Below are 22,905 nucleotides of genomic sequence, written 5' to 3' on the forward strand. Positions count from 1 at the left end.
AAAACACTTTTACTCTTTTTTTTAAGGAGTCTGTGAAAATCAGACTCCTTTTTTTTCTTGCCCATGTACAAAGTTCATGATAGCACCCACATGGATTCTTCGTCAGTGAAGAGATCCATAAATGCAGGCCAGTAGTTCCAACGGCTAGAACGCCGGTCTCCAAAACCGGATGTTGGGGGTTCGAATCCCTCTTGGCCTGCCATTTATTTTTCTTCAAATTGCGAACAAAGGACCTCAATGTTCGACATCGCCAATACAATCAAAGAACTAAGCATACTTGCTCTCCCTTTTCTTCTAGCAATCACATGTCACGAGGCTGCTCACGGTTATGTAGCATGGCTACTTGGCGACCCGACTGCAAAAAATGCAGGAAGGCTGACGCTTAATCCTTTGCGCCATCTTGATCCTATGGGAACATTAGCTCTGGTTCTCACCCGCATGATAGGCTGGGCCAAACCTGTTCCGGTCAATCCGTCATACTTTAAGAACCCTCAGCGTGATATGATGCTTGTTTCACTGGCCGGACCCGCCGCCAATATGATTCTGGCAATTATGTTTGCAATGATACTGAAAGGTATTTTCGCTCTAGATTTGCAAAATATTTCTCCAAACATGCTGCGCGTTCTCGAACCCACAGCATTGATTGCGAAAACGGGCGTTATCATTAATCTGGCGCTTTGCTTTTTCAATCTCCTTCCTCTGCCTCCGCTGGACGGAAGTAAAATTCTTGCCGGTTTTTTACCACGGGAAGCAGCTTACAAATATCTCTCTTTCAAATATGGTTTTGTTATCGTCATCCTTCTGGCAGTCTTAGGGCTTCTCGGTAAAATCATCAGCCCGGTTATATTCTTTTTTTATAAACTACTGCTCAGTTAAATCATTAACCTTACTATCGGAACATGAGTAATACAAAAAATTGCATCGTTTCAGGAATGAGACCTACAGGCCGTCTTCATCTAGGACATTATTTCGGAGTTCTCGTAAACTGGATTAAGATTCAGGAAGACAACGAATGTTTCTTCTTCGTTGCTGACTGGCACGCTATGACCAGTGAATACGCTGACCCCAGAAGAATCAAAGGATTTGTTCCGGAACTCGTTAAAGACTGGATTGCCGCGGGACTTGATCCCGAAAAGTGCACAATTTTCCACCAGTCTCAAGTAAAAGAGCACGCTGAATTGCATCTGATTCTTTCCATGCTGACCCCGGTCGGCTGGCTTGAAAGAAATCCGACATACAAAGAACTCCGTCAGGAACTTTCTCAAAAAGACTTGGCAACTTACGGTTTCCTTGGCTACCCCGTGCTTATGGCTTCCGACATTCTTATGTATAGGCCAACACTTGTACCTGTAGGACATGATCAGTTGCCACACCTTGAGCTTACCAGAGAGATTGCCCGTAGATTCAACCATCTCAACGGCGAATTTTTCCCTGAACCGGAAGCAATGCTGACAGAAGATGCCAAACTTCCGGGCCTTGATGGTCGCAAGATGAGCAAAAGCTACAACAACGGAATTTTCCTCGGTGAATCAGTCGAAGAAATGCGCCCCAAAGTTATGAGCATGCTCACAGATTCAAACAGACTGCGTAAGGCCGATCCGGGCGATCCTGAAGTTTGTAACCTGTTCCCTTATCATAAGCTGTTCACAGACGCAGAGAAATGCGCGGAAATAGAAGAAGGCTGCCGCAATGCTTCTTTGGGTTGTGTAGACTGTAAAAAGCTCTTAGCAGAGAACATGGCTAAGTTCCTTGAGCCTATGCACGAACGCCGCAGAAAACTTGATGAAAATCCAGACATCGTCTGGCAGGTTCTTGCGGAAGGTACAGCAAAAGCCCGCATAAGAGCGCAACAGAATATGGAAATAGTACGCCAAAGAATCGGGTTCGATTTCTAATTCTCATTCAGTTTTCTAATTATAAAAACATAAAAAGCCCTTTCACTTCATGTGAAAGGGCTTTTCTTATTAATTCAATTCTAAAATCAGCTTTGTAATCTTCTGACAAATTTTATGCTCAGTCTCAAAAACAACATCTCCTATGGCTGAAACCGGACTCATTCCGCCAAGCGAATTTAAAACAAACACATGATCAAACTCATGCACAGACTTTAACAGCACGGGTTCAGATTCAATTTTTAGATGCTGATCCGTGATTGTTTGTGATGTTCCAGCAAGTTTATATTCAGTCTGCGGTTCGATGTATCTGTCTCCTTTCTTGAAAAGGAGCGAGGCAAATGAAGACTCAAGCACCCTGCCTTCAAAATCGAGCAGCAACGCGTCATCAAAACCGAAATCTTGAGCCATCTGCCACGCATTGAGATAATCCATCCTGTTCATGCTCTTATGACGCATCAATCCAGTCAAAAAAACATCTTTTGCGGGCATAAGTGTCCAAACTCTATCCGAAACATGTTCAAATGAAACAGCTGTAACAATCGGAGCTGTTTTACCATCTTCTACCGGGAAAAATATATTTACACGCGCGAAGTTGTCTTTAAGCGCGTTAGCTTCAATAACCTCGGTAATAATTTTTTCGTAATCAATGGCTTCCTCAATAATATTAAACTCACAAAGGCTTGCTCTTGCACGTTTAAGATGCAGATCCAGATGGCACGCTTTACGACCATTCCACGCCAGTGTTTCGAAAAATCCGTACCCAGTTCTAAATCCCGGCTGGGACAAATCCATTTGCACAGAATCTTCAGCAAGCTTCCCGTTTCTATAATAAATCACGAACCCTCCGAGTTATGATCTTGGCGGATGTAAAATTTTGCCGGCTTTGGCAAGGGTTTCAAAATATTCGGCTTCGGGATCTGAATCGATGACAATTCCACTTCCGGCCCAATAGGTAAGTCCCTTATCTTTCAAATTGTAAACCGCTGTTCTGATCGAAATTGAGGAAACCATATCCTGTGGTCCTTCAATCAAGACGATGCTTCCACAATAAGGACCACGCCCATGAGGTTCAAGAATATCGATCAACTCCATTGAGCTTTTCTTAGGGCATCCTGTTATGGAACCGCCGGGAAAAGCGTTGAAAAACAGATCAAGGCAATCCTTATCTTCCGCAAGCTCCCCGCGCACACGGCTAAACATCTGGAGCAAGTTATCAACCGCAAAAACAGACTTATGATCTTCAACAATTACGGAGCCGTACCTGCAATCAGAAGAAATATCATTTCGCACCAAATCGACAATCATGGAAAGTTCTGCATCTTCTTTCGGTGAAGAAGTTAACTCATTTTCAAGGTCAGGTGAATACTCATCAAAATGGAGAGTCCCCTTAATGGGTTCAGACAGTACATGTCCGTTATCAACCCGTAGAAAGAGTTCAGGAGATGTGGAAATTATCAATTTTTCGCAGCTTTGAAACATTGCATAATATGGCGCAGGAAATTTTTTATTGAGAGCGAAAAACCATAAGACCGGATCAACCTCTGCGCCATTAAAACTGAACATTGTCGTTAAATTAAGCTGATATGTAAGGCCATCCCGAATATACTCAAGAGTTTTGCGAACTCCATCCTGATACTCGTTTTTATCAAGCGACATACTTACTGCATCGTCAGGAAAATCCGGTAATTCAAAATCAGGAATCGGGCCTGCTTCTCCTACTTGTTTAGTGATGGAAAGAGTAAGGCTCTCGTCATCACACAAACATTTCACACACCCGTCAGCTTCATCATAAACAAGTACAGCCTTGTATTTTTTAAGATGAACAAACGGATACTGCGTTGTCTTTTCAGTCATAACGGACCGTAAAACCTGCCCGCATTCGTAACTGACAAACCCGATAGTCGGCCTGCTATCAGAAAAAGCAAAAGACTTAACCGCAGGCGCAATAGTATCCGCCAACGAATCAACTGTAAGAACAAGCTCACCGTCAGACAAAATACCGATAAAACTTCGTCCGCAATTTCCAAATCCCGGCGAAGTCAAAAGAATGTCCGCATTGTATTCATTTACAAAATGCAGTGCAATTTCACGAAACCTGTCATAACTGACTGATTCCGAGAAAATCGAGGGCGTAATCAATAAAAACTCCGGCTTGTTCGGTTAAAAATGATTCAGGATGAAACTGATATCCCAGCAACGGTAGCTGATTATGCGCTATAGCCATGGGAACGCCTTGACTGTTTGCAGCTACTATTTCCAGCCCCTCTGCTATGACATTGCAATAAAGGGAATGATATCTGGCGACGGCTAAATCCTGCCCGTTAAAATCAATATTCTCGGTTCGACCGTGAAAGCAACCGCTCAAGCGAGAGGTCTGCCCTCCAAAATGCTCATTTATAATCTGCATCCCTAAACATATTCCGAGGACGGGCTTTCCTGAATCAATCACAGCCTCATAGCCGGGATAATCCTGAGGTTTTCCGGGACCGGGTGAGATAACAAGAAGATCATAACTATTCAGCTCAACGGACTTTTCATTCGAATAAGCGACCACAGTCACCTCAGCACCTTTAATTTCTTTAATCAGCAGATGTTCGAGATTGTTAGTAAAACTGTCATTATTATCAATCAAAAGAATTTTCATTTTTTAACCGCGCCATTAGGAATATTTAATCTCTGCAACATATGGCGGCATAGTTACTCCAGCATCCACGCATGAGCAAGTACTCATGAAGTTGGTTGTCTTATTGCGCTTCACGTTATGAATATGTATACAACATTTCAAATACATACGCGGCTAACCGCTGTTTAATAAGGAGTCTATCATGGAATGTATTTCCAAACGAGCTTGTGAGATCACACCTTTTCTAGTCATGGACGTTCTGGAAGCGGCGCAGAAAATGGAACGCGACGGCAGAAATATAATCCATATGGAAATTGGTGAGCCTGATTTCGATACACCTGAATGTATCAAAAAAGCTTGTTGCGAGGCCCTTGAAAGAGGTGAAACCCACTATACGCATAGCCTCGGGATTCCAGAACTGCGTCAGGCTATCAGCAAATATCACAAAGACAGATATGATGTTGATGTTGATCCGGGCCGCGTAATTGTAACTCAGGGCACATCCCCTGCCATGCTTTTGCTGTTCACTTTTCTTCTGGATCAAGGCGACAATGTCATTACCTCCGACCCGTGTTATGCCTGCTATGACAACTTCATTAAATTCGCCGGAGCTGATTTAATAAAAGTTCCCACCAGCGAAGACGACGGTTTTCAATTCCGCCCGGAAGAAATAGCTAAAGTCATAAACGATAAAACAAAAGCTATTCTGATCAACTCCCCGTCCAATCCGACCGGCATCGTACTTTCTCCAAAAAGAATGAAACAGATTGCGGACCTCGGCCCTTGGATTGTTTCCGATGAAATATACCACGGATTAGTCTACGGCGAGCAAGAACATTCTATCCTAGAATACACAGATCACGCCTTTGTACTGAATGGATTTTCAAAGCTGTTCGCCATGACCGGCTGGAGACTCGGCTATATAATCTCCCCTGAAAAATACGTCCGCCCCTTACAGAAGCTTTGTCAAAACTTTTTCATCTCCGCCAATTCAATGGCACAATGGGCCGGAGTAGCCGCCCTCACCGAGGCTTGGGATGATGTTAACCGCATCAAAGATATTTACGACGAACGCCGTAAGTTTATGATCAAAAGACTTCGTGAAATAGGATTTGATATTAAAGTCGAACCGACCGGAGCATTTTATATTCTGGTCAATATGAAACCCTTCGCTGAAAAATTCGAAGGCAGTTCATACAAGCTCGCCTTTGACATTCTGGAAAAAGCTGAAATAGGCGTAACACCCGGAATTGATTTCGGAGAAGGCGCAGAAGGATACATCAGATTTTCTTATGCGAACTCAATTGAAAATATTGCTGAGGGCATGAATCGACTTGAGAAGTATGTGAAAGAATTTAAATAAAACAGAAAATAAATTTATTAACAAAAAAACAGCCCTGCTAACTTGGTTAACAGGGCTGTTTTTTGTTTTATCTATTTGTACGCTAAACTAAGATCTACTCCTCAGCCTTTTTCCCGCCGATCTTCTCCATCTTGATGAAGAACATAAGCAATGCTGGAATCATGAACACTGTGAAGACAGTGGACAGTGCAAGCCCGCCGAGTACAACCGAACCAAGTCCTCGATATAATTCTGAACCGGGACCGGGAGCTATTGCCAGCGGCAGCATTCCGAAAACGGATGTTGTAGCTGACATATAAATAGGCCTCAGCCTTGTGCGCGTTGCATCAAGAACAGCTTCCTTATGATCCATCCCGCCCTGCCGCACATTATTTAGAGACTGATGCACGATGAGGATAGCGTTATTTACAACTACCCCGATCAGAATAACAAAGCCGAGCATAGTCAGTACGTCCAGCGGTTGCGGAGCAATGAATATATTCTCAAGCTGCAACCCGAGGAAACCTCCGGCTCCTGCAAGCGGAACAGTAAGCAGAATGATAAACGGATAAATGAAGTTCGCGAAAAGCGCCGCCATAAGCAAATAAGTTATGACAATTGCCAGCAGGAAATTCCACTGCATTGCGTCACGGGTCTGAGTAAGTTTATCAGCAGCCCCACTCATTCTAACGTTCACGCCTTCAAGAAGCCCCATTCCTCTGACCTTGGGAATCAATTCATTCTGAATAATATCCATAGCCTGTTCAAGCGGCATGGATTTAGGAGGCGTTATCTGCAGAGTTACGGTTCTCTGTCGTTCCAGATGACGAATCTGAGTAATCCCGTAAGTTCTTTCTATATTTGAAAGAGATGAAATCGGAACAGCCCAGCCTTGCGGGGTGGCAATGAGAGAACTGTAAAGTTCTTCCGGAGTGCTTACCCCGGACTCGGAAGCTTTTAATTTCAAATCAATTTTCTTTTTACCTTCTTCTTTAAAATCACCGATTTTGCGACCATCCATCAGAACATCAAGGGCTTCCCCGACCTCCTGACTGGACATTCCAGCCGAACGGACACGGTCACGGTCCGGAACAATCTTTACTTCCGGATAAAGCATTTCAAGTGACGGAATCGGGCGAACCTGTCCACCCGGCACAGCCTGCCGCGCCATTCCGAACATAGTCCCAGCTGCGGCAATGAGCCGGTTAAGATCCGAGCCACTGAAATCGACTGCGACCATTCGTCCTTTACCGAGACCAGACTCAAAAATCGAAGCCTGAATACTGACCCCGAACATACCAGGAATAGAATTCATTATCCCGTTAAAAAGAGGTATTAACTCAGCAGGACGTTCCTCGTCTTCCGACATCGCTCCAAAGAGATTAATGGAAGGAGCAGACACGTAAAAAAGATGATCGATAGCCGGAAAACCATCTTTATCTTTATGCATATGCGGATCTACCTGTGAAGCGATAAACTCACCGATGGAATCACGCTCTTCATACGACAGCCCCGGCGGAGGAATCAGAATTGAGAGAATAAGGTTTCTATTACCCTGCGGCAGATATTCCATCTTCGGGAAGAAAGAAATCACGAGCAAAGCAGAAGCGACTACCAGAATCACAACAGTCGAAATTCTCGTCATCCAGTTTCGAATCGAAAGCTCAAGCAGCGACATAATGCCGTTTGAACATTTTCCACCAAATCTGGTCAGGATGTTATTCCTGATTTTTTTCTCCTTGCCGGAAAGCGTATAAAACTGCTTTGCCAGCATGGGGATAACTGAGATTGATACGAATAACGACAATGAAATGGCACAAGTAACTGCAATGGCAATATCTTTAAACAACTGCCCCGCTTCTTCCTCAATAAATACAACGGGGAGAAATACAGCAACAGTTGTCAAAGTTGAAGCAAGAACAGCGCCCCATACTTCACTGGCTCCATCGTAAGCAGCTTTATAGGGGGGTTTCCCCATACTTCGATGCCGGTCAATATTCTCAAGAATAACAATAGCATTATCAACCAGCATCCCCACGGCAAAGGAGATACCGGACATACTAACAATATTTAAAGATCTTCCAAGTCCGCCAAAAACAATGAATGAGCCTACCACTGAAATTGGAATCGCAATGGCAACAATAATTGTAGAGGACAATGACTGAAGAAAAATCAACAGAACAATAATAGCCAGAACACCACCGATAATAATATTCTGCTTAACCAAATCTATCGCACCGGTAATGTAAGGAGCCTGATCGTAAGTCCAGTCCAGATAAACACCTTCTTTCGCAAGCATTCCTTTGTTTAGACTTTCGACAACAGCGCGAACATCGCGGGTAACATCAAGAACGTTAGCGCCCGGTTCAGGCTTTATACCTACGGCAATCCCCGGAAAACCGTCGCTAAGCATTGCAACTTCGGACTTTTTAAAACCGGAAACGACCTTACCAACGTCACCGAGAGTTACCCGCTGCTGACCGGAGGAAGTGATAACAACATCCTCAATATCTTCCGGTGTACGAAATTCCGAGGTAGTACGGATACGGTAATCTCTTCTACCTACGCCCATATTACCGGCGGAAACGTTAGTATTTTCGCTTTTAAGAACCTCAATAACTTTAGCAATAGTCAGATTATATGCTGCAAGCTTTTCAGGTGCGATGATAACGTGCATTTCCTTTTCAGTGCCACCGCCCATAAACAGGTCCGCAACGCCGTCAACGCGTTCCAGATACTGGCGCACATCATTTTCAAAGAAGGTTAAATATTCATCAATAGGTCGATCATTCCCCTCAAGATTCTTCAAAATCATCCAAATGATAGGAGACGTTGCAGATCCTGTAGCGGTTATGATCGGACGATCTGAATCCGCAGGATATCTCTTAACTTCATTCAGCTTATTGGAGACTCTAAGCAGAGCATCATCAACATTTGTTCCAATTTTAAAACGCAGAGAAATACGCCCGACGCTGTTAAAACACTCGGATTCCATCTCAATCAAACCAGTCACACCTTTGAGAACTTTTTCCTGTTCTTCAATGATGTCTCGCTCAATCTCATAAGGAGTTGCACCGTTCCACTGCGTTTCAACGGTTATTTCAGGTTCAGTAACTGTAGGGGAAAGCTGATACGGTAAACCTGTAAGAGCAAGCGCACCGAAAAGTACCAGCAGGATGACCCCTACAAGTATAGATACAGGCTTCTCAATTGAAAATTTTATAAAATCCATAACGTTTAAACTCCAGACAGATGATAACTACTTATTGTCTATGACTACAGCCTGTCCGGGCCTGAGCCTTTCATTACCTTTAACAACTATATCCATATCAGCAGCAAGCCCCTTACCACGTACTCCGGCATTCATTCCTTTGTACCCGATAACCTTTACGGGAATCGGAGCAGCTTTGCCTTCGACAATCGCAATGACCATTGTAGTTCCGCGTATCGAAAGAACTGCATCGCGGGGAACAACCACCGTTTCGCTAGCAATATCTGAGGGCAGAGAAACCCGGGCTTCCATACCCTGAGCAAGACCTTTTTCACCATGAATTCTTATTTTAATAGGGAAAGTACGACTGGCAACATCTCCGCGCGGGATAACGGCGAAAACCTGCCCTGTAAGTTCCTTTCCGCCTATATCCAAGCCGACATCAAGCCCCGGTTTAACGACCTGCGACACGTCCTGCGGGACATTAACTACGACATCATAACTGGTGTTCATACCAATCTTGGCAACTTCGCCACCGCGAGAAATCCATTCACCGAGATATACATTTCTTTTAATCACTACACCGTCAAAAGGTGCACGAATTACTTTCTTTGAAAGTTCAATCTGAAGCCTTCTTAATTTCGCCATTGAAGAAGCCATTTCACTTTCCAGAGCCATAGCTCTAAATCTTTTGGAATCATACTCACCTTCGTGAACAGAGCCGCCTTTGAAAAGTTGTGTGATACGCTCATTATCGCGCTGAGCGCCCTGATAGTTGGCTTTGGCTTCTTTGTAAGCTGCATTGGCGGCCCGGATTTCCGTAGCCAGCAGATCAGAACTGAGCACAAGAAGAACAGCACCCTTTTTAACAGTATCCCCTTCTTCAACTTCAACTTTGACAACCTTTCCGGCAACTTCCGAGGCTACGTCTGAAACCTCAGAAAAATAAACCGTACCTATATAAGCTGATTCAGGAGCAACTTGCCCGGAGTAAGATTTTGCGGTCACCACATGAGCCGGAGGCATTTGAGGAGCACTTTGCTTGGCTTTCTTTTCTTCAGCAGCAAAGGCCGAAACTGATATCATTAATAAAACGCATAGAAATAAAAATTGAATCTTCCGCATGCTATCTCTCCACTAATTTATAACTGTTTTGTGAGGGTCACTTTACGCAAGATTATTTTTTAGTCAACACTGTTCACTAAATAAAAAATAGTAGAAAAACTGGGCTCTCAGCGATTCTTTTCACACCACTATTGCGGTGGCCTTTATCTCACTTATAATCATGCAAACTTGACTTTACACTCCTACCTTCATATGAAATCTCATTATCAAGTCTGCAAAATAGGAAAAGCATGAAAAAACTGATCGTTACAACCTTTTTTATTCTATCGATACTTACAGCGGGTCCAGCTGCGGCTGTCACCATAAAAAACACCTGTGACTTTCCAGTTGCCGGTTCGCTCCGTTACCAAGAAACCAAAGTGATTTTTGCACAGTTCAGACTGATACCCGGACAAAAAATTCATCTTGGAAAAGGTATTTCCGACAACAAACTAATCCTTCGTACCATCCCTGATGCAGGAATTGAAAAAGCAGCCCCGATTACAACCACAACGCTGGATTCTTCGGACTGTTATATCGAATTAAAGCACACAAATAATGGAATAGAGACCAGCATCGATTAATATTTTAATATAGCAATAAAACAAAAAAAGCCCTCCCGATGCAAACATCAGGAGGGCTTTATATTTATATGCAGCAGAGACTACAGGTTCGCGAGAATAATCTCACCGAACTCTTTACAGCCTACAGTTGCAGCACCACTGATCTGGCTTGACAGATCAACAGTAACTTTTTTGGCTGCCAAAGATTTTTCAACAGAGTTCTTAATTAAATCAGCTGCTTCGTTCCAACCGATGTGTTCAAGAAGCATTGCGCCGGAAAGAATCAGACTTCCGGGGTTAGCCATGTCTTTTCCCGCGATGGTAGGAGCTGTTCCATGAGTAGGCTCATAGATCGCAAGCTTGTCACCCATATTTACTCCGGGAGCAAGTCCAAGTCCACCGACCTGTGCTGCAAGAGCATCGGAGAGATAATCTCCGTTAAGGTTGGTAGTTGCCAGCACGCTGTATTTTTCAGGACGCATTAAGAGTTCCTGGAACATAGCGTCAGCAATACGGTCATTAATTATAACCTTGCCTTCGCCCTCTTCGCCATCTCTTACAACTTTTCCGGCATAATCTTCAGCAGCAAGCTCATAACCCCACTTAAGGAATCCTCCCTCAGTGTACTTCATGATATTACCTTTATGAACCAAAGTTACAGACTCACGGTTCTGCTCAAGAGCAAAATCAAGAGCTCTGCGAACAAGGCGTTTTGAACCTGCGGGAGTGATAGGCTTAATTCCTATACCGGCAGAGCTGTCTATTTTAGCGCCCATTTCGTCAACCAAAAATTCAATAACTCTTTTTGCTTCAGGAGAATTTGAACTCCATTCTATTCCTGCATAAACATCTTCTGTGTTTTCGCGGAATACAACGATATCGACGAGATCGGGTCTTTTAACAGGAGATTCAATTCCCTTAAAATACTTGATAGGACGAATACAGGCATAAAGATCAAAAGTTTGACGCATGGTAACGTTCAAAGAACGGAATCCTTTTCCGACAGGAGTCTGAAGAGGTCCTTTCATAGCCAGATCAGCATTGCTCAAAGTATCAAGAGTAACCTGCGGCAGATATTCTCCGGTTTCTTTGAAAGCTTTTCCTCCGGCGAGGAGCTCTTTCCAGTCCAGTTTATTAGCCCCTGCGTATGCTTTTTCAAGCGCAGCGTTAAGTACAGGACGAGCGGCAGCCCATACTTCGGGTCCGATTCCATCACCTTCGATATAATATACGGTTCTTGTAGACAAAACGATCTCCTTGTGTAGGTGGATATGCTACGGCGCGACAGAATGAAGGGCTGCTTGAAAAATAAGATTTATCGGGGGTTCCCGGCAAGAAAATCAAGTCAGTTTCAAAAAAGTTACACCAAATACGCCATTCGCGCATGATGCCGTTTTTTTGTACGCATAGAAGTGTAAAAAAAAACATTATTCTGAATATGAATAGTTGTATTAAACGGACATCCTTAACCCGAAAATCTCGGATTCAGGGGATGTTTATAGGATAAAATTGCAAAAAAGTAAACTTTTCATAGATTATGAAAATGCAAGCACATAAATATAACAATCCGCAATATTTCCATAAAAATATCTTCAAACACGAAAAGGGAAGTCCAAATTAATGGACCTCCCTTTCTGAGTTAGTCACCCATTGGAATTAGCCAATGAGCTGCATTGCCATTCTAGGCATATTATTCGCCTGTCCGAGCATTGCGACGGCAGCCTGAGTAAGGATCTGGTTCTTAGTGAACTCAGTCATTTCAGTTGCTACGTCGACATCGGAAATGCGTGATTCCGAAGCCTGAACGTTTTCTGCCTGGATTGAGAGGTTGGTAATAGTGTTTTCCAGTCTGTTCTGGAGAGCACCGAGGTTAGCACGAATCTTATCCTTGGATATGATCGCATCATTCAACTTATCAAGGGACGCCTGAGCAAGAGCCTGTGTGGAGATGGAGTTACCAGCGGCAAGTCCAACACCGAGAGCTGATGCGGTAGAGGTATTGATAGATACGTAGTAATAATCTTCTGAACTGTCATTACCGGAACCGAAATGGACCTTAACAGGGCCGGTAGAGGTAAGTCCTGCACCATTATGAGCAGAGTTTTCACCAGACAGGTTACCGTTGAGAAGGTGAATTCCGTTAAAGTCAGTTGCGTTGGCAATACGGGTAATTTCTGAAGCCATAGCCTGATATTCAGAGTCGATGATAAGGCGCTGGTCAGAGTTATAGGTACCGGTGGATGCCTGAGTTGCAAGTTCCTTCATACGAATCAACTTTTCATCGATGACACCGAGGGCGCCATCAGCGGTCTGAATCATAGAGATAGCATCATTTGCATTACGAATACCCTGATTAAGAGTCTTAACATCAGCGCGCATAAGCTCGCGAATTGCAAGACCTGCAGCATCATCAGCGGCTGAGCCGACACGAAGACCGGAAGACAGTCTACGAGTTGAAACACCCAGATCGTTGTACGCTGAACCAAGGTTACGGTTAGCATTCATTGCCATCAAATTGTGATTAATTACGAGCGACATAATAATTCCTCCTTGAATTATTTAAGAAAGTACGCCTAAGTGGTTCCTTCCACTTCGACCATTTAACTAGTTGATTAAACATCATAAAATTTTCTCCCCTTTACTTCATAAAATACCCTCCGGAACAATTAGACTTGTGGCCATCGGCCACATAATCCGGTAAAAATCAACGTCGTTTAGAGGACATCATTCAGCACTACCTGCAATCGGACTCACGCAGGTGTCCGCCTAATCTTTCCACAAATGCGCGGAGATCCTTTATGAATCCGCGACTCTTCGCAGGTACAGCCTTTAACGGCGGCAATTCTCACATGTCCCATATGGGAAATTTGTCTATGCGAACGAATCCACACATTACCAACCTCCGAGAATTACCATCCGGCCAATTGCCGTATTCTGCCCACATCAACGCCGTACTTTTTTCCGAACTATTTCCTCCGTTAATTGGTTGAAACTTTTCTCTGCAAATGACATTGCAATGCTCATGCCTAATGAAAGATCAAGCTTTCACGCTCACCTTTATAAACCCTTAACTATCCGTTAAGATTATATTTTTAGATATAAACAAAAATGAACAATACTCAAGAAAGGATCGACAAAACACGAATAAGGAAACTTCTGCCCGTTTAAAGACGGAAAAAGATTCCCGGTTTAGACAATCAATAAATTTAAATGGAGGAATGAGCTGGACGGATGCGATGATTAATTTAAAAACAATTAATCTAACATGTTATAAAGATTAGCAAACCTAAGTTCTTTACAAAGATTAACTTAATGATCTAACTGTATTAATAACCGAACTCTGTAATAATGCGGTTAAACGGCAAACTTTTACTACTACACCACATAATCTTTTAGAATGACTTTAGCAGTTACAACCTGATGAAAATAAAAAGCATACACACACTAAACGAAAGAATTCGCAACTACCTTTGCTTTTTTCTTACGATTTTTATCGCATGCTCGTCGTTTTCACTCCTGCTCTTTTTTTGGATGATTAATAGCGAAGTAAACGAAAGAGTTGACACATGGGGTACATACTTTTCCAACCGAATCGATTTCATTGAAAACATCATGCAATCGAAAAGCTCTCTTGATTACGGACTAACCTCTATCCTCAGAGTTTCTCAGCAGGGAGAAATTTTCAACAGCAGGCCTCATCCCGTAAAAAATGACGACATTTCAAGATCTTCTCTATTTAATAAAATTAAAGATTTTAAGCCCGGACAAATTTGTTTGATCCAGAAGGCTAAAAATAATAATCGAGATGAACCGACACTCTTTTTAACCAAAAGGCTGGACAACTCTTTCGTAATTGCGGAGTTCAAATCGGAAACATTACTCCCGGTATCTCCTAAAGATACTGATATTTTTATATTCGATAAAGAAAATGAATGTATTTTTTACACTTCCGACAAATACAATCTTCACGAAGATAAAATACACAAGATAATGTTCTCTTCATTCCGCATATTTGCATCGGCTAAAATAAAAATTGAAAAAGCAGGCTCAATTACAGTTGTAGTAGTTAAAGATATTTCCGCAGAATTTTACGGCGCAACCCTGTTTATGATTCTGGCCCTCGCCACAGTTATCATAATTCTCAAAAGATCTACTTTTCTGACATGGGATCTTGAAGAAACGGAAGAAGACTTTGTCCGCATAAAAAATTTGCTGGCAAATGTATCAATGCTGCCCGGAGAAAAGCTAAACCATTTACCGGCAATCGAGTATGCTGCAGAAAAAATCAGAAAAGTAAATTGGGAAGCAGAAGCTGAAAAGATGTCCTTTATCGAGAACCAGAAATATATTCTAACCACATCTTTTTTTGCTGGAAACATCTTGCGCTTACTTGATGAAATCACAGCACATTCCAAAGAAATAGCCATATCAAGACAGGAATACAAAGACCTTGTTCAACGAGTGCACAGTATAATTGTCAGAATGGATCTTAATGGTAACTGCACTTTTTTTAATGAATATGCAGAATCTTTTTTTGGATTCAGTCAAGAAGAAATGCTGGGTAAAAGCATTATCGGAACCATTATCCCTAGAACTAAGAACAATGACTCAGACCTTGAAAAACTTATTCACGGAATGACCACAAATCCTGAGCTTACCCCAATCAGCAACAATCAAAATGTCCGCAAAGACGGAAGTAGTGTATGGATTTACTGGTCAAACAGTCCCGTTTATGATGATGACGGGAATACTATTGAAATCCTTTCAGTGGGTACAGATATAACTGAGCGCAAACGGGTTGAACTTGAACTGCACCGGACCAGAAACTACATAAAGAATATCATCGACTCCATGCCTTCGATAATAATCGGAGTTAACAGCACAGGAGAAATTGTCCACTTTAACTCCAATGCGGAAAAAAACGCCACCATAGCTGCCAACCAACTTCTCGGAAAAAAAGTAGAAGAAGCTTTTCCTTCACTTGCGCAATATACATCCCGTATTGAAAAGGCCATAGAGACAGGAGTACCTGAAACAGAAATTCGCACACCGCAGGCTTCTCAAAACCAAAAATATCAGGACATCATGATTTACCCTTTAAGCGGGGACATTAAAGGTGCGGTAATAAGAATTGATGACGCAACAGAACGTGCCAAAATCGAAGAAATAATGATCCAGACTGAAAAGATGATGTCCATTGGCGGGCTTGCGGCAGGAATGGCCCATGAAATTAACAATCCCCTTGGCGGCATCCTGCAGGGTATTCAGAATATAATTCGAAGATTTTCACCGGAACTTGCTCCCAATATAAAAGCTGCTGAAAAAGCAGGGTGCAACATGGATTCTGTACTCGCTTATATGGAAGATCGTAAAATAATAAAAACGCTTGAAGGTATCACAGAGTCAGGCGTTCGTGCTGCAGAAATAGTTTCCCGTATGCTTGAATTCAGCCGTAAAAGCGATTCAAGCAAAACGTCCTGTGACATTAGAATACTGCTCGATAAATCAATATCTCTGGCAACACAGGATTATAATCCCAACAAAAAATATGATTTTAAACAGATTAAAATAACCAGAGACTACGCAGAGAGTCTAAACTCGGCTCTTTGTGCAGGAACAGAGATTGAACAGGTTTTCCTAAATTTACTGAGGAATTCCGCGCAAGCAATGGACGACTGGAAAGAAATGGAAGCTCAGCCGGAAATCAGTGTCAAAATCTCCAATTTGGGTGACATGGTAAAATGTACCATATCGGACAACGGCCCCGGTATAAATAAAGACACCCGCAAGAGAATTTTTGAACCTTTTTATACAACAAAAGATCCCGGTTACGGAACAGGACTTGGTCTTTCTGTTTCATATTTCATAATTACACAGAACCACAAAGGCAGTCTTAATGTAGAGTCTACCCAGGGAAAAGGAACAACATTTACAATTCTGCTTCCCGCAATACAGAACTAATTTATACGCAAAGTCGACTGATTCTTCAAAAGCATAATCCTTTCATAGGACTGCCTTATCCTGCGTTCTGAAATTCTGCCTTCACGGACAAGTTCCTTAATAGCTCCTACAGCCTTGATACCTAATCCCGGTTCATAAATAAGATTGTTTCCAAACAGCAGAATATCCGCTCCGGCATCCACAGCCCTGAATACGCTGTCTTTAAAACCGAATTCACCGCTTACAGCCTGCATCTGCATGTCATCAGTTACAACAACCCCCTTAAACCCGAGTTCATTGCGCAAAAGTCCCGTTATTACAGAACGTGAAAGAGTTGCAGGGTATTTTTTATCAAGCTTATTGTTATAGATATGGGCTGTCATAACCATATCGACTTTATGATCATTAATCAGCTTGCGATATGGAATAAGCTCATCTTCGGACCATGAATCAGTAACATCGGTGAACCCTTTATGACTGTCCCCCGCCGAACTGCCGTGCCCCGGAAAATGCTTAAGACAAGATATTACTTTTTCCGAATGCAGGCCGTCTATAAAGGCTTTTGCAAAATCAGCAACAATGACCGGATCATCGGAAAAACTTCTTTGTAATGCCGCAATAACAGGATTTACAGCATTACGGTTAACATCAACCACTGGCGCAAAATCAACATTTACACCAACAGAACTTAAAGTTTTACCCGCAGCTTTCCCAGCTCTGAATGCGGCTTTCAAATCACCGCTGTTACCCAATTCTGCAGCGGAAAGACTCGAAGGAAACCCTCTATCCACAGCAAATCTACAAATAAGTCCCCCTTCCTGATCCGCTGCAACAAAAAGAGGAATACGAGCTTGCTTCTGAAGCGAGGCGGTAAGATCTTCCACTTGCTTGTAATCTGAAATATTACGCTCAGTACTGTTTAACGCACAGTCTTTACTGAAAAGAATCACTCCGCCTATTTTAGCATCACGTATATCTTTAACAATAAAACTGTCCGGCGCAGCATCCATCCCTCTAAATCCGACCATTACCATCTGGCCGACCATAATATCCATCTCGGAAGAATCAACAGATAAATTTTTTGATCCGCAACCAATTATACTGGTGGCAAGTAACAAAAAGACAATACTATAAATTTTATTCACTTATATACTCCACAAGAATTATTTTCAGCCACTAAATGCTTTAAAATAATTACCTTATTTAGGATTAATGATTTTATCAAGGAGGAACCCGGCATATTGCCACATGGATTGATTTCCTATAAACGGAATTCACCATACGGATTTAAGTAAAACTCCCAGAAGGATAATATATGTCTCATACAGCTTTACAAAAAGTACTTGATCACGCCCGCTCCGGCCTTGAAGTAAGGGAAGCTTTTTTTGAGCAGGACTCTCAGTTAGTTGTTGAAATATCCAGAGCAATGGCTGTCCGCCTTGCTCAAGGGTCAAAAATTCTATTTTGCGGCAACGGCGGCAGTGCCGCAGACTGTCAGCACCTTGCAGCTGAACTGGTAAACAGATTTAAACTTGAACGCCCGCCACTGCCCGGCCTTGCGCTTACAACCGACTCCTCAATACTCACATCAATAGGAAACGACTACTCCTTTGATATGATATTTGAAAAACAGGTTGCAGCTCTAGGTGCACCAGGAGACGTTCTTGTTGGAATCAGTACTTCCGGCACAAGTCCAAACGTGATAAAAGCATTAAAAGAAGCTAAACGGAAACAAATGGTGACAATAGGTATGACCGGTTTAAGTTCAGGTGAAATGCTTCCCATATGCGATCACATAATAAGTGTTCCCAGCAAAGATACTGCCATCGTGCAGGAAGTTCATATTGCTGTGGGGCATCTGTTCTGTGAACTTATCGACCATTTTCTCTTTGAAGCAGTTTCAGAGCTTGAACCGTATCTTCTTTCCGACTAAATAGATTTTGAAAAGATAAGCGAGTCAAAGATATGCGAACTCTGGTAGTAGAAGACAACAGTGCCTGCATGCTTTTTCTTCACAACATCCTCACTGAGATTAAGGGAGTGAACAATGTTGAAATTGACTGCGCAACTACCGGTGAAGAAGCTCTGCAAATGTTTACAGATGCCTGTTCCTCAGACCGTCCATACAAACTCATGTTTATGGATATTATCCTCCCCGGCATGGATGGTCTTCAGGCTTTAGAAAAAATCAGAGCGGTTGAAAACGAACTGGAACTCACAGATGATCAAAAAGTAAAGGCGATAATTACGACGGCCCTCGATGACAGCACCAAAGCTTCAAGGGCTTTTTTTCAAGGTGAAGCCATTTCGTACATGACGAAACCGACCACTCCTGAAAAAATTCACGAAGAACTCTCAAAATTCGGTTTCCTCTAAGGCATACAAAATGGATGGACTTACTTTAGCTTTTATTCCCATTGCGGCACTCCTGACTGTCACCCCCGGCTCTGACACAATGCTGGTGGTAAACAATACACTCACCCGCTCAACTTCTGACGGGCTTTGTACTGTGGCAGGAATAAATGCGGGACTGATTGTGCATGCCATGGCTTCAGCTTTCGGTCTATCCATGATTCTCATGAACTCGGCAACAGCTTTTGAATTCGTAAAACTGGCAGGAGCACTCTATATAATATATCTGGGAGTACAGTCTCTCAGACGCAGCCGTTCCTCCGAAGAAGAGCAATCCACAATAGTGCACAGTCAGAAAAGAAGCATTTCCGCTTCAATTAGAGAAGGCTTCCTTACTAATGTCCTGAATCCCAAGGTTGCAGTTTTCTATCTGGCCCTGTTACCGCAGTTTATATCCCCTGCGGACAACCTCATTGAAAAATCTTTCCAGTTGATGATCATTCACCTCTGTATGGGAATATTATGGTTTAGTTTTATCACTCTTGCTCTAGGTAAAATGCGCCCCTTCATTTCCGGCAATAAGTTCAAGAAACGACTTGAAGCTATCTCGGGTGTGGTGTTCATCGCGCTTGGACTCAAAATGGCTCTATCCAAAAATTAAGGGAAAAGGCTACTACACTTTTTCCGTCCCCCCACCACTCTCCATCCTGATTTGAATTATACATAAATAGTCCTCCCAAGTTAACGATAGATCCATGACTGTTACTTGCCTCCTTCGGTCTCTGGTGATAGCTTTTCACTATGAACAGTTTCTATACTACACATTTCTCTTCCGTTAAAAATAAACTTTTATTTACCGGAGCGCTTATTTTTTTATGCGCACTATTCCTTATTCCGTACCAGGAAATAAGGATTGAAAGAATTAGGGCATTCGGAGAAAATAAAGCAGTGGGTATAGTTATTGAGAAAATCGACCGAAAAGTTGAACAACTTATTCGTTATCGTTTTATTGATCCTTTGGGACAGGCTCAAGAGCGTGTTGCAAGCATTAGTGACAAAAACTGGGAAAAACTATCTCCCGGAGATAACATCGTTGTATATTACGCAAAAGCAGCACCAAGGATTTCACGGGTGAAAAATGAAAAAGAAAGCGCTATTGTTAAAATTTTATCAAAAATATCAAGAAGATCACATTCCTTGAACTAACAATTTTATAATTATTTTTACAAATAATAGAATAAAATCTTGATATCAACCGTTAGTTAAAAATGTTATTCGCACGCAAGTTATTTTTACAGAATAAACATAAAGTCCTTTAATTTTTGTTCAGGAGTAATACATGTTTAAGAAGTTATCATTTCAAGCAAAGCTGATGCTGGGAGCCGTAGCAATTATTATGGCAACCATCATCTCCATGACGACTATTAATTTGTACAAAGTTCAAACGGCTTTGAACACATTAGGTGAAACATCCATGGCCTCCATCGCGGAAAGTGTTCATTCTATCATGGAAATGCAAAATGAGATTGTCTTAGACAAAGTTAAATCTGACATCGACATCATGGATAAAAAGATTTTCTCGTTAGGTTTTCCTAAACTCAACAAACGCGCGCCGCTGAACGTAACCATTACAAACCAAGTTACGAAGCAAAGCGAAAGCGTCAGCATCCCCACACTGGAATTCGGCGGGCTAGGCATCAACGACAACTTTGATCTAGTTGATGATTTGCAAAAAACTATCGGAGGGACCGCCACAGTCTTTCAGGTTTTACCGGAAAAACTGCTAAGAGTTTCCACCAATGTGCTCAAAACTAACGGAAATCGTGCAACCGGAACATACATTCCTTCCAGCAGTCCAGTTTATCAATCCGTAATGTCCGGCAAAACATATTTTGGAATGGCTTACGTTGTAAACGCTTGGTATATTACAGCTTACAAACCTTTAGAAGATCTAAGAGGAAACATTGTCAGTGTAATATTCGTTGGACGTAAAATAATAACTCCGGCATTCGAAAAGTCAGTAAACGCTGCCAATGTCGGAGGTAAAGGTTATGCAACCCTTTTCAATCAAAAAGGGAAAATACTTCTCCACCCCACAATGACAGGTAAAACTCTATCTGATCAGCCTTTCTGGAACGATTTTAAACAAACAACTACCGGCCTTGTCAGCTACACGATAGACGGGACTGAAAAAGTTGCATTCATATCCCTGTTCAAACCTTGGAAGTGGTCATTTGCATTCACAATGGATAAAGCTGAAATGACTCACGGTGTAGATAAAGCCATCTTCATGACAAACGTAATAATTGCTGTAGTGGCCCTTGCTATCTCAATTATTATTCTCATGCTTCTCATTAAATATACTACCAAACCATTGCAAAACCTTTCAACTTTTACCGCCAAGGTATCCACAGGTGATTACGATTCAGAACTTGAATATGACGTTGACGATGTAGTCGGTCAAACTATTACTTCTGTTAAAAGCATGGTGCTTGAACTCAAAAACAAGCTTGGCTTTTCAGGGGGACTCCTAAACGGTTTGACACTACCTTGTGTCGTCGTAGACCTTGATGAAAAAATAACTTTCATTAATCAGCACATACTTGATCAATTCGGATATTCTGGAACATGTGAGGAATACCTCGGCAAACCTGTACGCAACCTGCTGACAAACAAAGACATCACCGATTCAATCACAAATTGTATCAGCAAAGATCAAAGCCTTGCAGATATTGAAATCTCCGCGACAACTGAAAAGGGTAAACCGTTCTTCGCAATAATCGACACTGCTCCGCTGCATGATCTTGATCATAAACTCATCGGCGCGTTCATGATTATGAATGATGTGACTACCATCAAAGAAAATGAACAGAGCATGAAAGCTCAAAGTGAAAAGGTTGCAGAAACAGTACGTGAAGCTGATGACATTTCCGATCAGCTTTCATCTGCAGCAGACGAACTGTCCGCACAGGTAGAAGAGTCTCGCAGAGGAGCGGAAACTCAGCAGGAAAGGGCAGGCGAAACTGCAACCGCCATGGAAGAAATGAACTCCACAGTTCTCGAAGTGGCGCGCAATGCAGGCGAAGCTTCCGAGAATGCGAAGGCAACAAAAGATAAGGCATTGGAAGGGCAGAATTTAGTCGGTCAGGTTGTTATTTCCATCAAAGCTCTTGAGACCAACTCTGAAGAGTTAAGAACCAGCATGGAACAACTCGGAGGACAGACAGAATCTATCGGAGCTGTAATGGGCGTCATTACCGACATTGCAGATCAGACTAACTTACTCGCACTCAACGCCGCTATTGAAGCAGCCAGAGCTGGTGATGCAGGACGAGGATTCGCAGTCGTTGCAGATGAAGTTCGCAAGCTTGCCGAAAAGACTATGGATGCGACAAAACAAGTCGGGCAGGCAATCTCATCCATTCAAACCAGCACACGTAAAAACATCACAGCAACTGACACCGCAGTGGGGTCACTTGTTGAATCGACTGACCTTGTTGCCAAATCAGGTAAAGCTCTCGATGAAATCGTTCATATGGTTGAAACTTCAGCAGACCAGATTCACGGCATAGCAACAGCCGCTGAGCAACAGTCTGCAACCAGTGAAGAAATCAACAGAGCAACTGAGGAAATCAATCAAATCTCAGCTGAATCAGCTCAAGCTACGGAACAGTCTGCCGAGGCCATCACAGAGGTAGCCAGACTAGCTTCTCAGATTAAGACACTCATCAGAAATATGCAGTCTTAATTTATTACTACATATAAAAAATCAAGGGCGAACTTTTCACGAAGTTCGCCCTTTTTTTGTAATCAGTTAAAAAGTAAGCAGGCAAACACCTTAATAATATCTTTACCTACACTTAAAAAACGATTTG

General features: G+C 42.4%; 18 protein-coding genes and 1 tRNA gene. 11 read left to right on the top strand and 8 right to left on the bottom strand.

Features of this window, described 5'->3' with window-relative positions:
• The first annotated feature begins 125 nt into the window (after positions 1–125).
• The 3 genes from BLT41_RS07390 (at position 126) to trpS (ending at position 1,895) form a co-directional block, all read left to right on the top strand.
• Positions 126–202, top strand: a tRNA-Trp gene (locus tag BLT41_RS07390).
• 35 nt (positions 203–237) lie between these two features.
• Entirely contained in the window at positions 238–876 is a 639-nt protein-coding gene (locus BLT41_RS07395; RefSeq protein ID WP_092159751.1) for a site-2 protease family protein, read from the top strand.
• Positions 877–899: 23 nt separating this feature from the next.
• Positions 900–1,895, top strand: a complete 996-nt coding sequence (trpS, locus tag BLT41_RS07400; RefSeq protein ID WP_092159761.1) for a tryptophan--tRNA ligase — start codon at positions 900–902, stop codon at positions 1,893–1,895.
• A 69-nt stretch (positions 1,896–1,964) separates the two neighbouring features.
• Here trpS and BLT41_RS07405 read toward each other — a convergent pair whose 3' ends face one another.
• The 3 genes from BLT41_RS07405 to BLT41_RS07415 are packed head-to-tail and all read right to left on the bottom strand — an operon-like array spanning position 1,965 to position 4,539.
• Positions 1,965–2,732, bottom strand: a complete 768-nt coding sequence (locus BLT41_RS07405) for an aminotransferase class IV (RefSeq protein ID WP_092159762.1) — start codon at positions 2,730–2,732, stop codon at positions 1,965–1,967.
• A gap of 12 nt (positions 2,733–2,744) precedes the next feature.
• Positions 2,745–4,034 (bottom strand): anthranilate synthase component I family protein, encoded by a 1,290-nt coding sequence (locus tag BLT41_RS07410; protein WP_092159763.1) that lies wholly within the window; start codon positions 4,032–4,034, stop codon positions 2,745–2,747.
• Entirely contained in the window at positions 3,994–4,539 is a 546-nt protein-coding gene (locus BLT41_RS07415; RefSeq protein WP_092159764.1) for an aminodeoxychorismate/anthranilate synthase component II, read from the bottom strand. Before BLT41_RS07415 ends, BLT41_RS07410 begins: the two co-directional genes overlap by 41 nt.
• Before the next feature lie 181 nt (positions 4,540–4,720).
• Between BLT41_RS07415 and BLT41_RS07420 the strand changes: the two genes are divergently transcribed.
• Positions 4,721–5,881, top strand: coding sequence for a pyridoxal phosphate-dependent aminotransferase (locus tag BLT41_RS07420; protein ID WP_092159765.1), 1,161 nt, complete (start codon positions 4,721–4,723; stop codon positions 5,879–5,881).
• Positions 5,882–5,975: 94 nt separating this feature from the next.
• Here BLT41_RS07420 and BLT41_RS07425 read toward each other — a convergent pair whose 3' ends face one another.
• Together BLT41_RS07425 and BLT41_RS07430 are read right to left on the bottom strand one after the other, a co-directional pair.
• Positions 5,976–9,092, bottom strand: coding sequence for an efflux RND transporter permease subunit (locus tag BLT41_RS07425; protein ID WP_092159766.1), 3,117 nt, complete (start codon positions 9,090–9,092; stop codon positions 5,976–5,978).
• Positions 9,093–9,119: 27 nt separating this feature from the next.
• Entirely contained in the window at positions 9,120–10,196 is a 1,077-nt protein-coding gene (locus BLT41_RS07430; protein ID WP_092159767.1) for an efflux RND transporter periplasmic adaptor subunit, read from the bottom strand.
• A 230-nt stretch (positions 10,197–10,426) separates the two neighbouring features.
• Here BLT41_RS07430 and BLT41_RS07435 point away from each other — a divergent pair, with 230 nt between their 5' ends.
• Positions 10,427–10,759, top strand: coding sequence for a hypothetical protein (locus BLT41_RS07435; protein WP_092159768.1), 333 nt, complete (start codon positions 10,427–10,429; stop codon positions 10,757–10,759).
• An 80-nt stretch (positions 10,760–10,839) separates the two neighbouring features.
• On the opposite strand, the gene icd is transcribed toward BLT41_RS07435, so the two are convergent.
• Together icd and BLT41_RS07445 are read right to left on the bottom strand one after the other, a co-directional pair.
• Complete coding sequence (icd, locus tag BLT41_RS07440) at positions 10,840–11,985, bottom strand: NADP-dependent isocitrate dehydrogenase (RefSeq protein WP_092159770.1); 1,146 nt, start codon at positions 11,983–11,985, stop codon at positions 10,840–10,842.
• A gap of 409 nt (positions 11,986–12,394) precedes the next feature.
• Positions 12,395–13,276: a flagellin N-terminal helical domain-containing protein gene (locus tag BLT41_RS07445; RefSeq protein ID WP_092159772.1), complete on the bottom strand. Its 882-nt coding sequence runs from the start codon at positions 13,274–13,276 to the stop codon at positions 12,395–12,397.
• Between the two features lie 882 nt (positions 13,277–14,158).
• On the opposite strand from BLT41_RS07445, the gene BLT41_RS07450 reads away from it, so the two are divergent.
• Positions 14,159–16,699 carry a PAS domain-containing sensor histidine kinase gene (locus BLT41_RS07450; RefSeq protein WP_092159774.1) on the top strand — a complete coding sequence of 847 codons (2,541 nt, stop codon included), beginning with the start codon at positions 14,159–14,161 and terminating at the stop codon, positions 16,697–16,699.
• Here the strand turns inward: BLT41_RS07450 and BLT41_RS07455 are convergent.
• On the bottom strand, positions 16,696–17,823 hold the full coding sequence (locus BLT41_RS07455; protein WP_244512218.1) for a glycoside hydrolase family 3 protein: 1,128 nt from the start codon (positions 17,821–17,823) through the stop codon (positions 16,696–16,698). The genes BLT41_RS07450 and BLT41_RS07455 overlap by 4 nt on opposite strands.
• Before the next feature lie 170 nt (positions 17,824–17,993).
• Between BLT41_RS07455 and BLT41_RS07460 the strand changes: the two genes are divergently transcribed.
• From BLT41_RS07460 to BLT41_RS07480, 5 genes are all read left to right on the top strand, one after another.
• Positions 17,994–18,611 (top strand): D-sedoheptulose 7-phosphate isomerase, encoded by a 618-nt coding sequence (locus tag BLT41_RS07460; RefSeq protein WP_092159776.1) that lies wholly within the window; start codon positions 17,994–17,996, stop codon positions 18,609–18,611.
• A 32-nt stretch (positions 18,612–18,643) separates the two neighbouring features.
• Entirely contained in the window at positions 18,644–19,054 is a 411-nt protein-coding gene (locus BLT41_RS07465; RefSeq protein WP_092159778.1) for a response regulator, read from the top strand.
• Between the two features lie 10 nt (positions 19,055–19,064).
• Positions 19,065–19,691 (top strand): LysE family translocator, encoded by a 627-nt coding sequence (locus BLT41_RS07470; protein WP_092159780.1) that lies wholly within the window; start codon positions 19,065–19,067, stop codon positions 19,689–19,691.
• A gap of 287 nt (positions 19,692–19,978) precedes the next feature.
• Positions 19,979–20,236 carry a hypothetical protein gene (locus BLT41_RS17640; RefSeq protein WP_244512219.1) on the top strand — a complete coding sequence of 86 codons (258 nt, stop codon included), beginning with the start codon at positions 19,979–19,981 and terminating at the stop codon, positions 20,234–20,236.
• 133 nt (positions 20,237–20,369) lie between these two features.
• The gene (locus tag BLT41_RS07480; RefSeq protein WP_092159784.1) at positions 20,370–22,778 is read left to right on the top strand and encodes a Cache 3/Cache 2 fusion domain-containing protein; all 2,409 of its coding nucleotides are present in this window, start codon (positions 20,370–20,372) and stop codon (positions 22,776–22,778) included.
• The last annotated feature ends 127 nt before the right edge of the window (positions 22,779–22,905 follow it).

Origin of the sequence: Maridesulfovibrio ferrireducens (assembly GCF_900101105.1) — a bacterium.
Classification (GTDB): domain Bacteria; phylum Desulfobacterota; class Desulfovibrionia; order Desulfovibrionales; family Desulfovibrionaceae; genus Maridesulfovibrio; species Maridesulfovibrio ferrireducens.

Excerpts from the sequence above, each read along its gene's own strand:
- BLT41_RS07395 (WP_092159751.1), top strand. The coding sequence starts at position 238 with ATGTTCGACATCGCCAATACAATCAAAGAACTAAGCATACTTGCTCTC.
- trpS (WP_092159761.1), top strand. The coding sequence starts at position 900 with ATGAGTAATACAAAAAATTGCATCGTTTCAGGAATGAGACCTACAGGC.
- BLT41_RS07415 (WP_092159764.1), bottom strand. The coding sequence starts at position 4,539 with ATGAAAATTCTTTTGATTGATAATAATGACAGTTTTACTAACAATCTC.
- BLT41_RS07420 (WP_092159765.1), top strand. The coding sequence starts at position 4,721 with ATGGAATGTATTTCCAAACGAGCTTGTGAGATCACACCTTTTCTAGTC.
- BLT41_RS07425 (WP_092159766.1), bottom strand. The coding sequence starts at position 9,092 with ATGGATTTTATAAAATTTTCAATTGAGAAGCCTGTATCTATACTTGTA.
- BLT41_RS07430 (WP_092159767.1), bottom strand. The coding sequence starts at position 10,196 with ATGCGGAAGATTCAATTTTTATTTCTATGCGTTTTATTAATGATATCA.
- BLT41_RS07435 (WP_092159768.1), top strand. The coding sequence starts at position 10,427 with ATGAAAAAACTGATCGTTACAACCTTTTTTATTCTATCGATACTTACA.
- BLT41_RS07445 (WP_092159772.1), bottom strand. The coding sequence starts at position 13,276 with ATGTCGCTCGTAATTAATCACAATTTGATGGCAATGAATGCTAACCGT.
- BLT41_RS07450 (WP_092159774.1), top strand. The coding sequence starts at position 14,159 with ATGAAAATAAAAAGCATACACACACTAAACGAAAGAATTCGCAACTAC.
- BLT41_RS07460 (WP_092159776.1), top strand. The coding sequence starts at position 17,994 with ATGTCTCATACAGCTTTACAAAAAGTACTTGATCACGCCCGCTCCGGC.
- BLT41_RS07465 (WP_092159778.1), top strand. The coding sequence starts at position 18,644 with ATGCGAACTCTGGTAGTAGAAGACAACAGTGCCTGCATGCTTTTTCTT.
- BLT41_RS07470 (WP_092159780.1), top strand. The coding sequence starts at position 19,065 with ATGGATGGACTTACTTTAGCTTTTATTCCCATTGCGGCACTCCTGACT.
- BLT41_RS07480 (WP_092159784.1), top strand. The coding sequence starts at position 20,370 with ATGTTTAAGAAGTTATCATTTCAAGCAAAGCTGATGCTGGGAGCCGTA.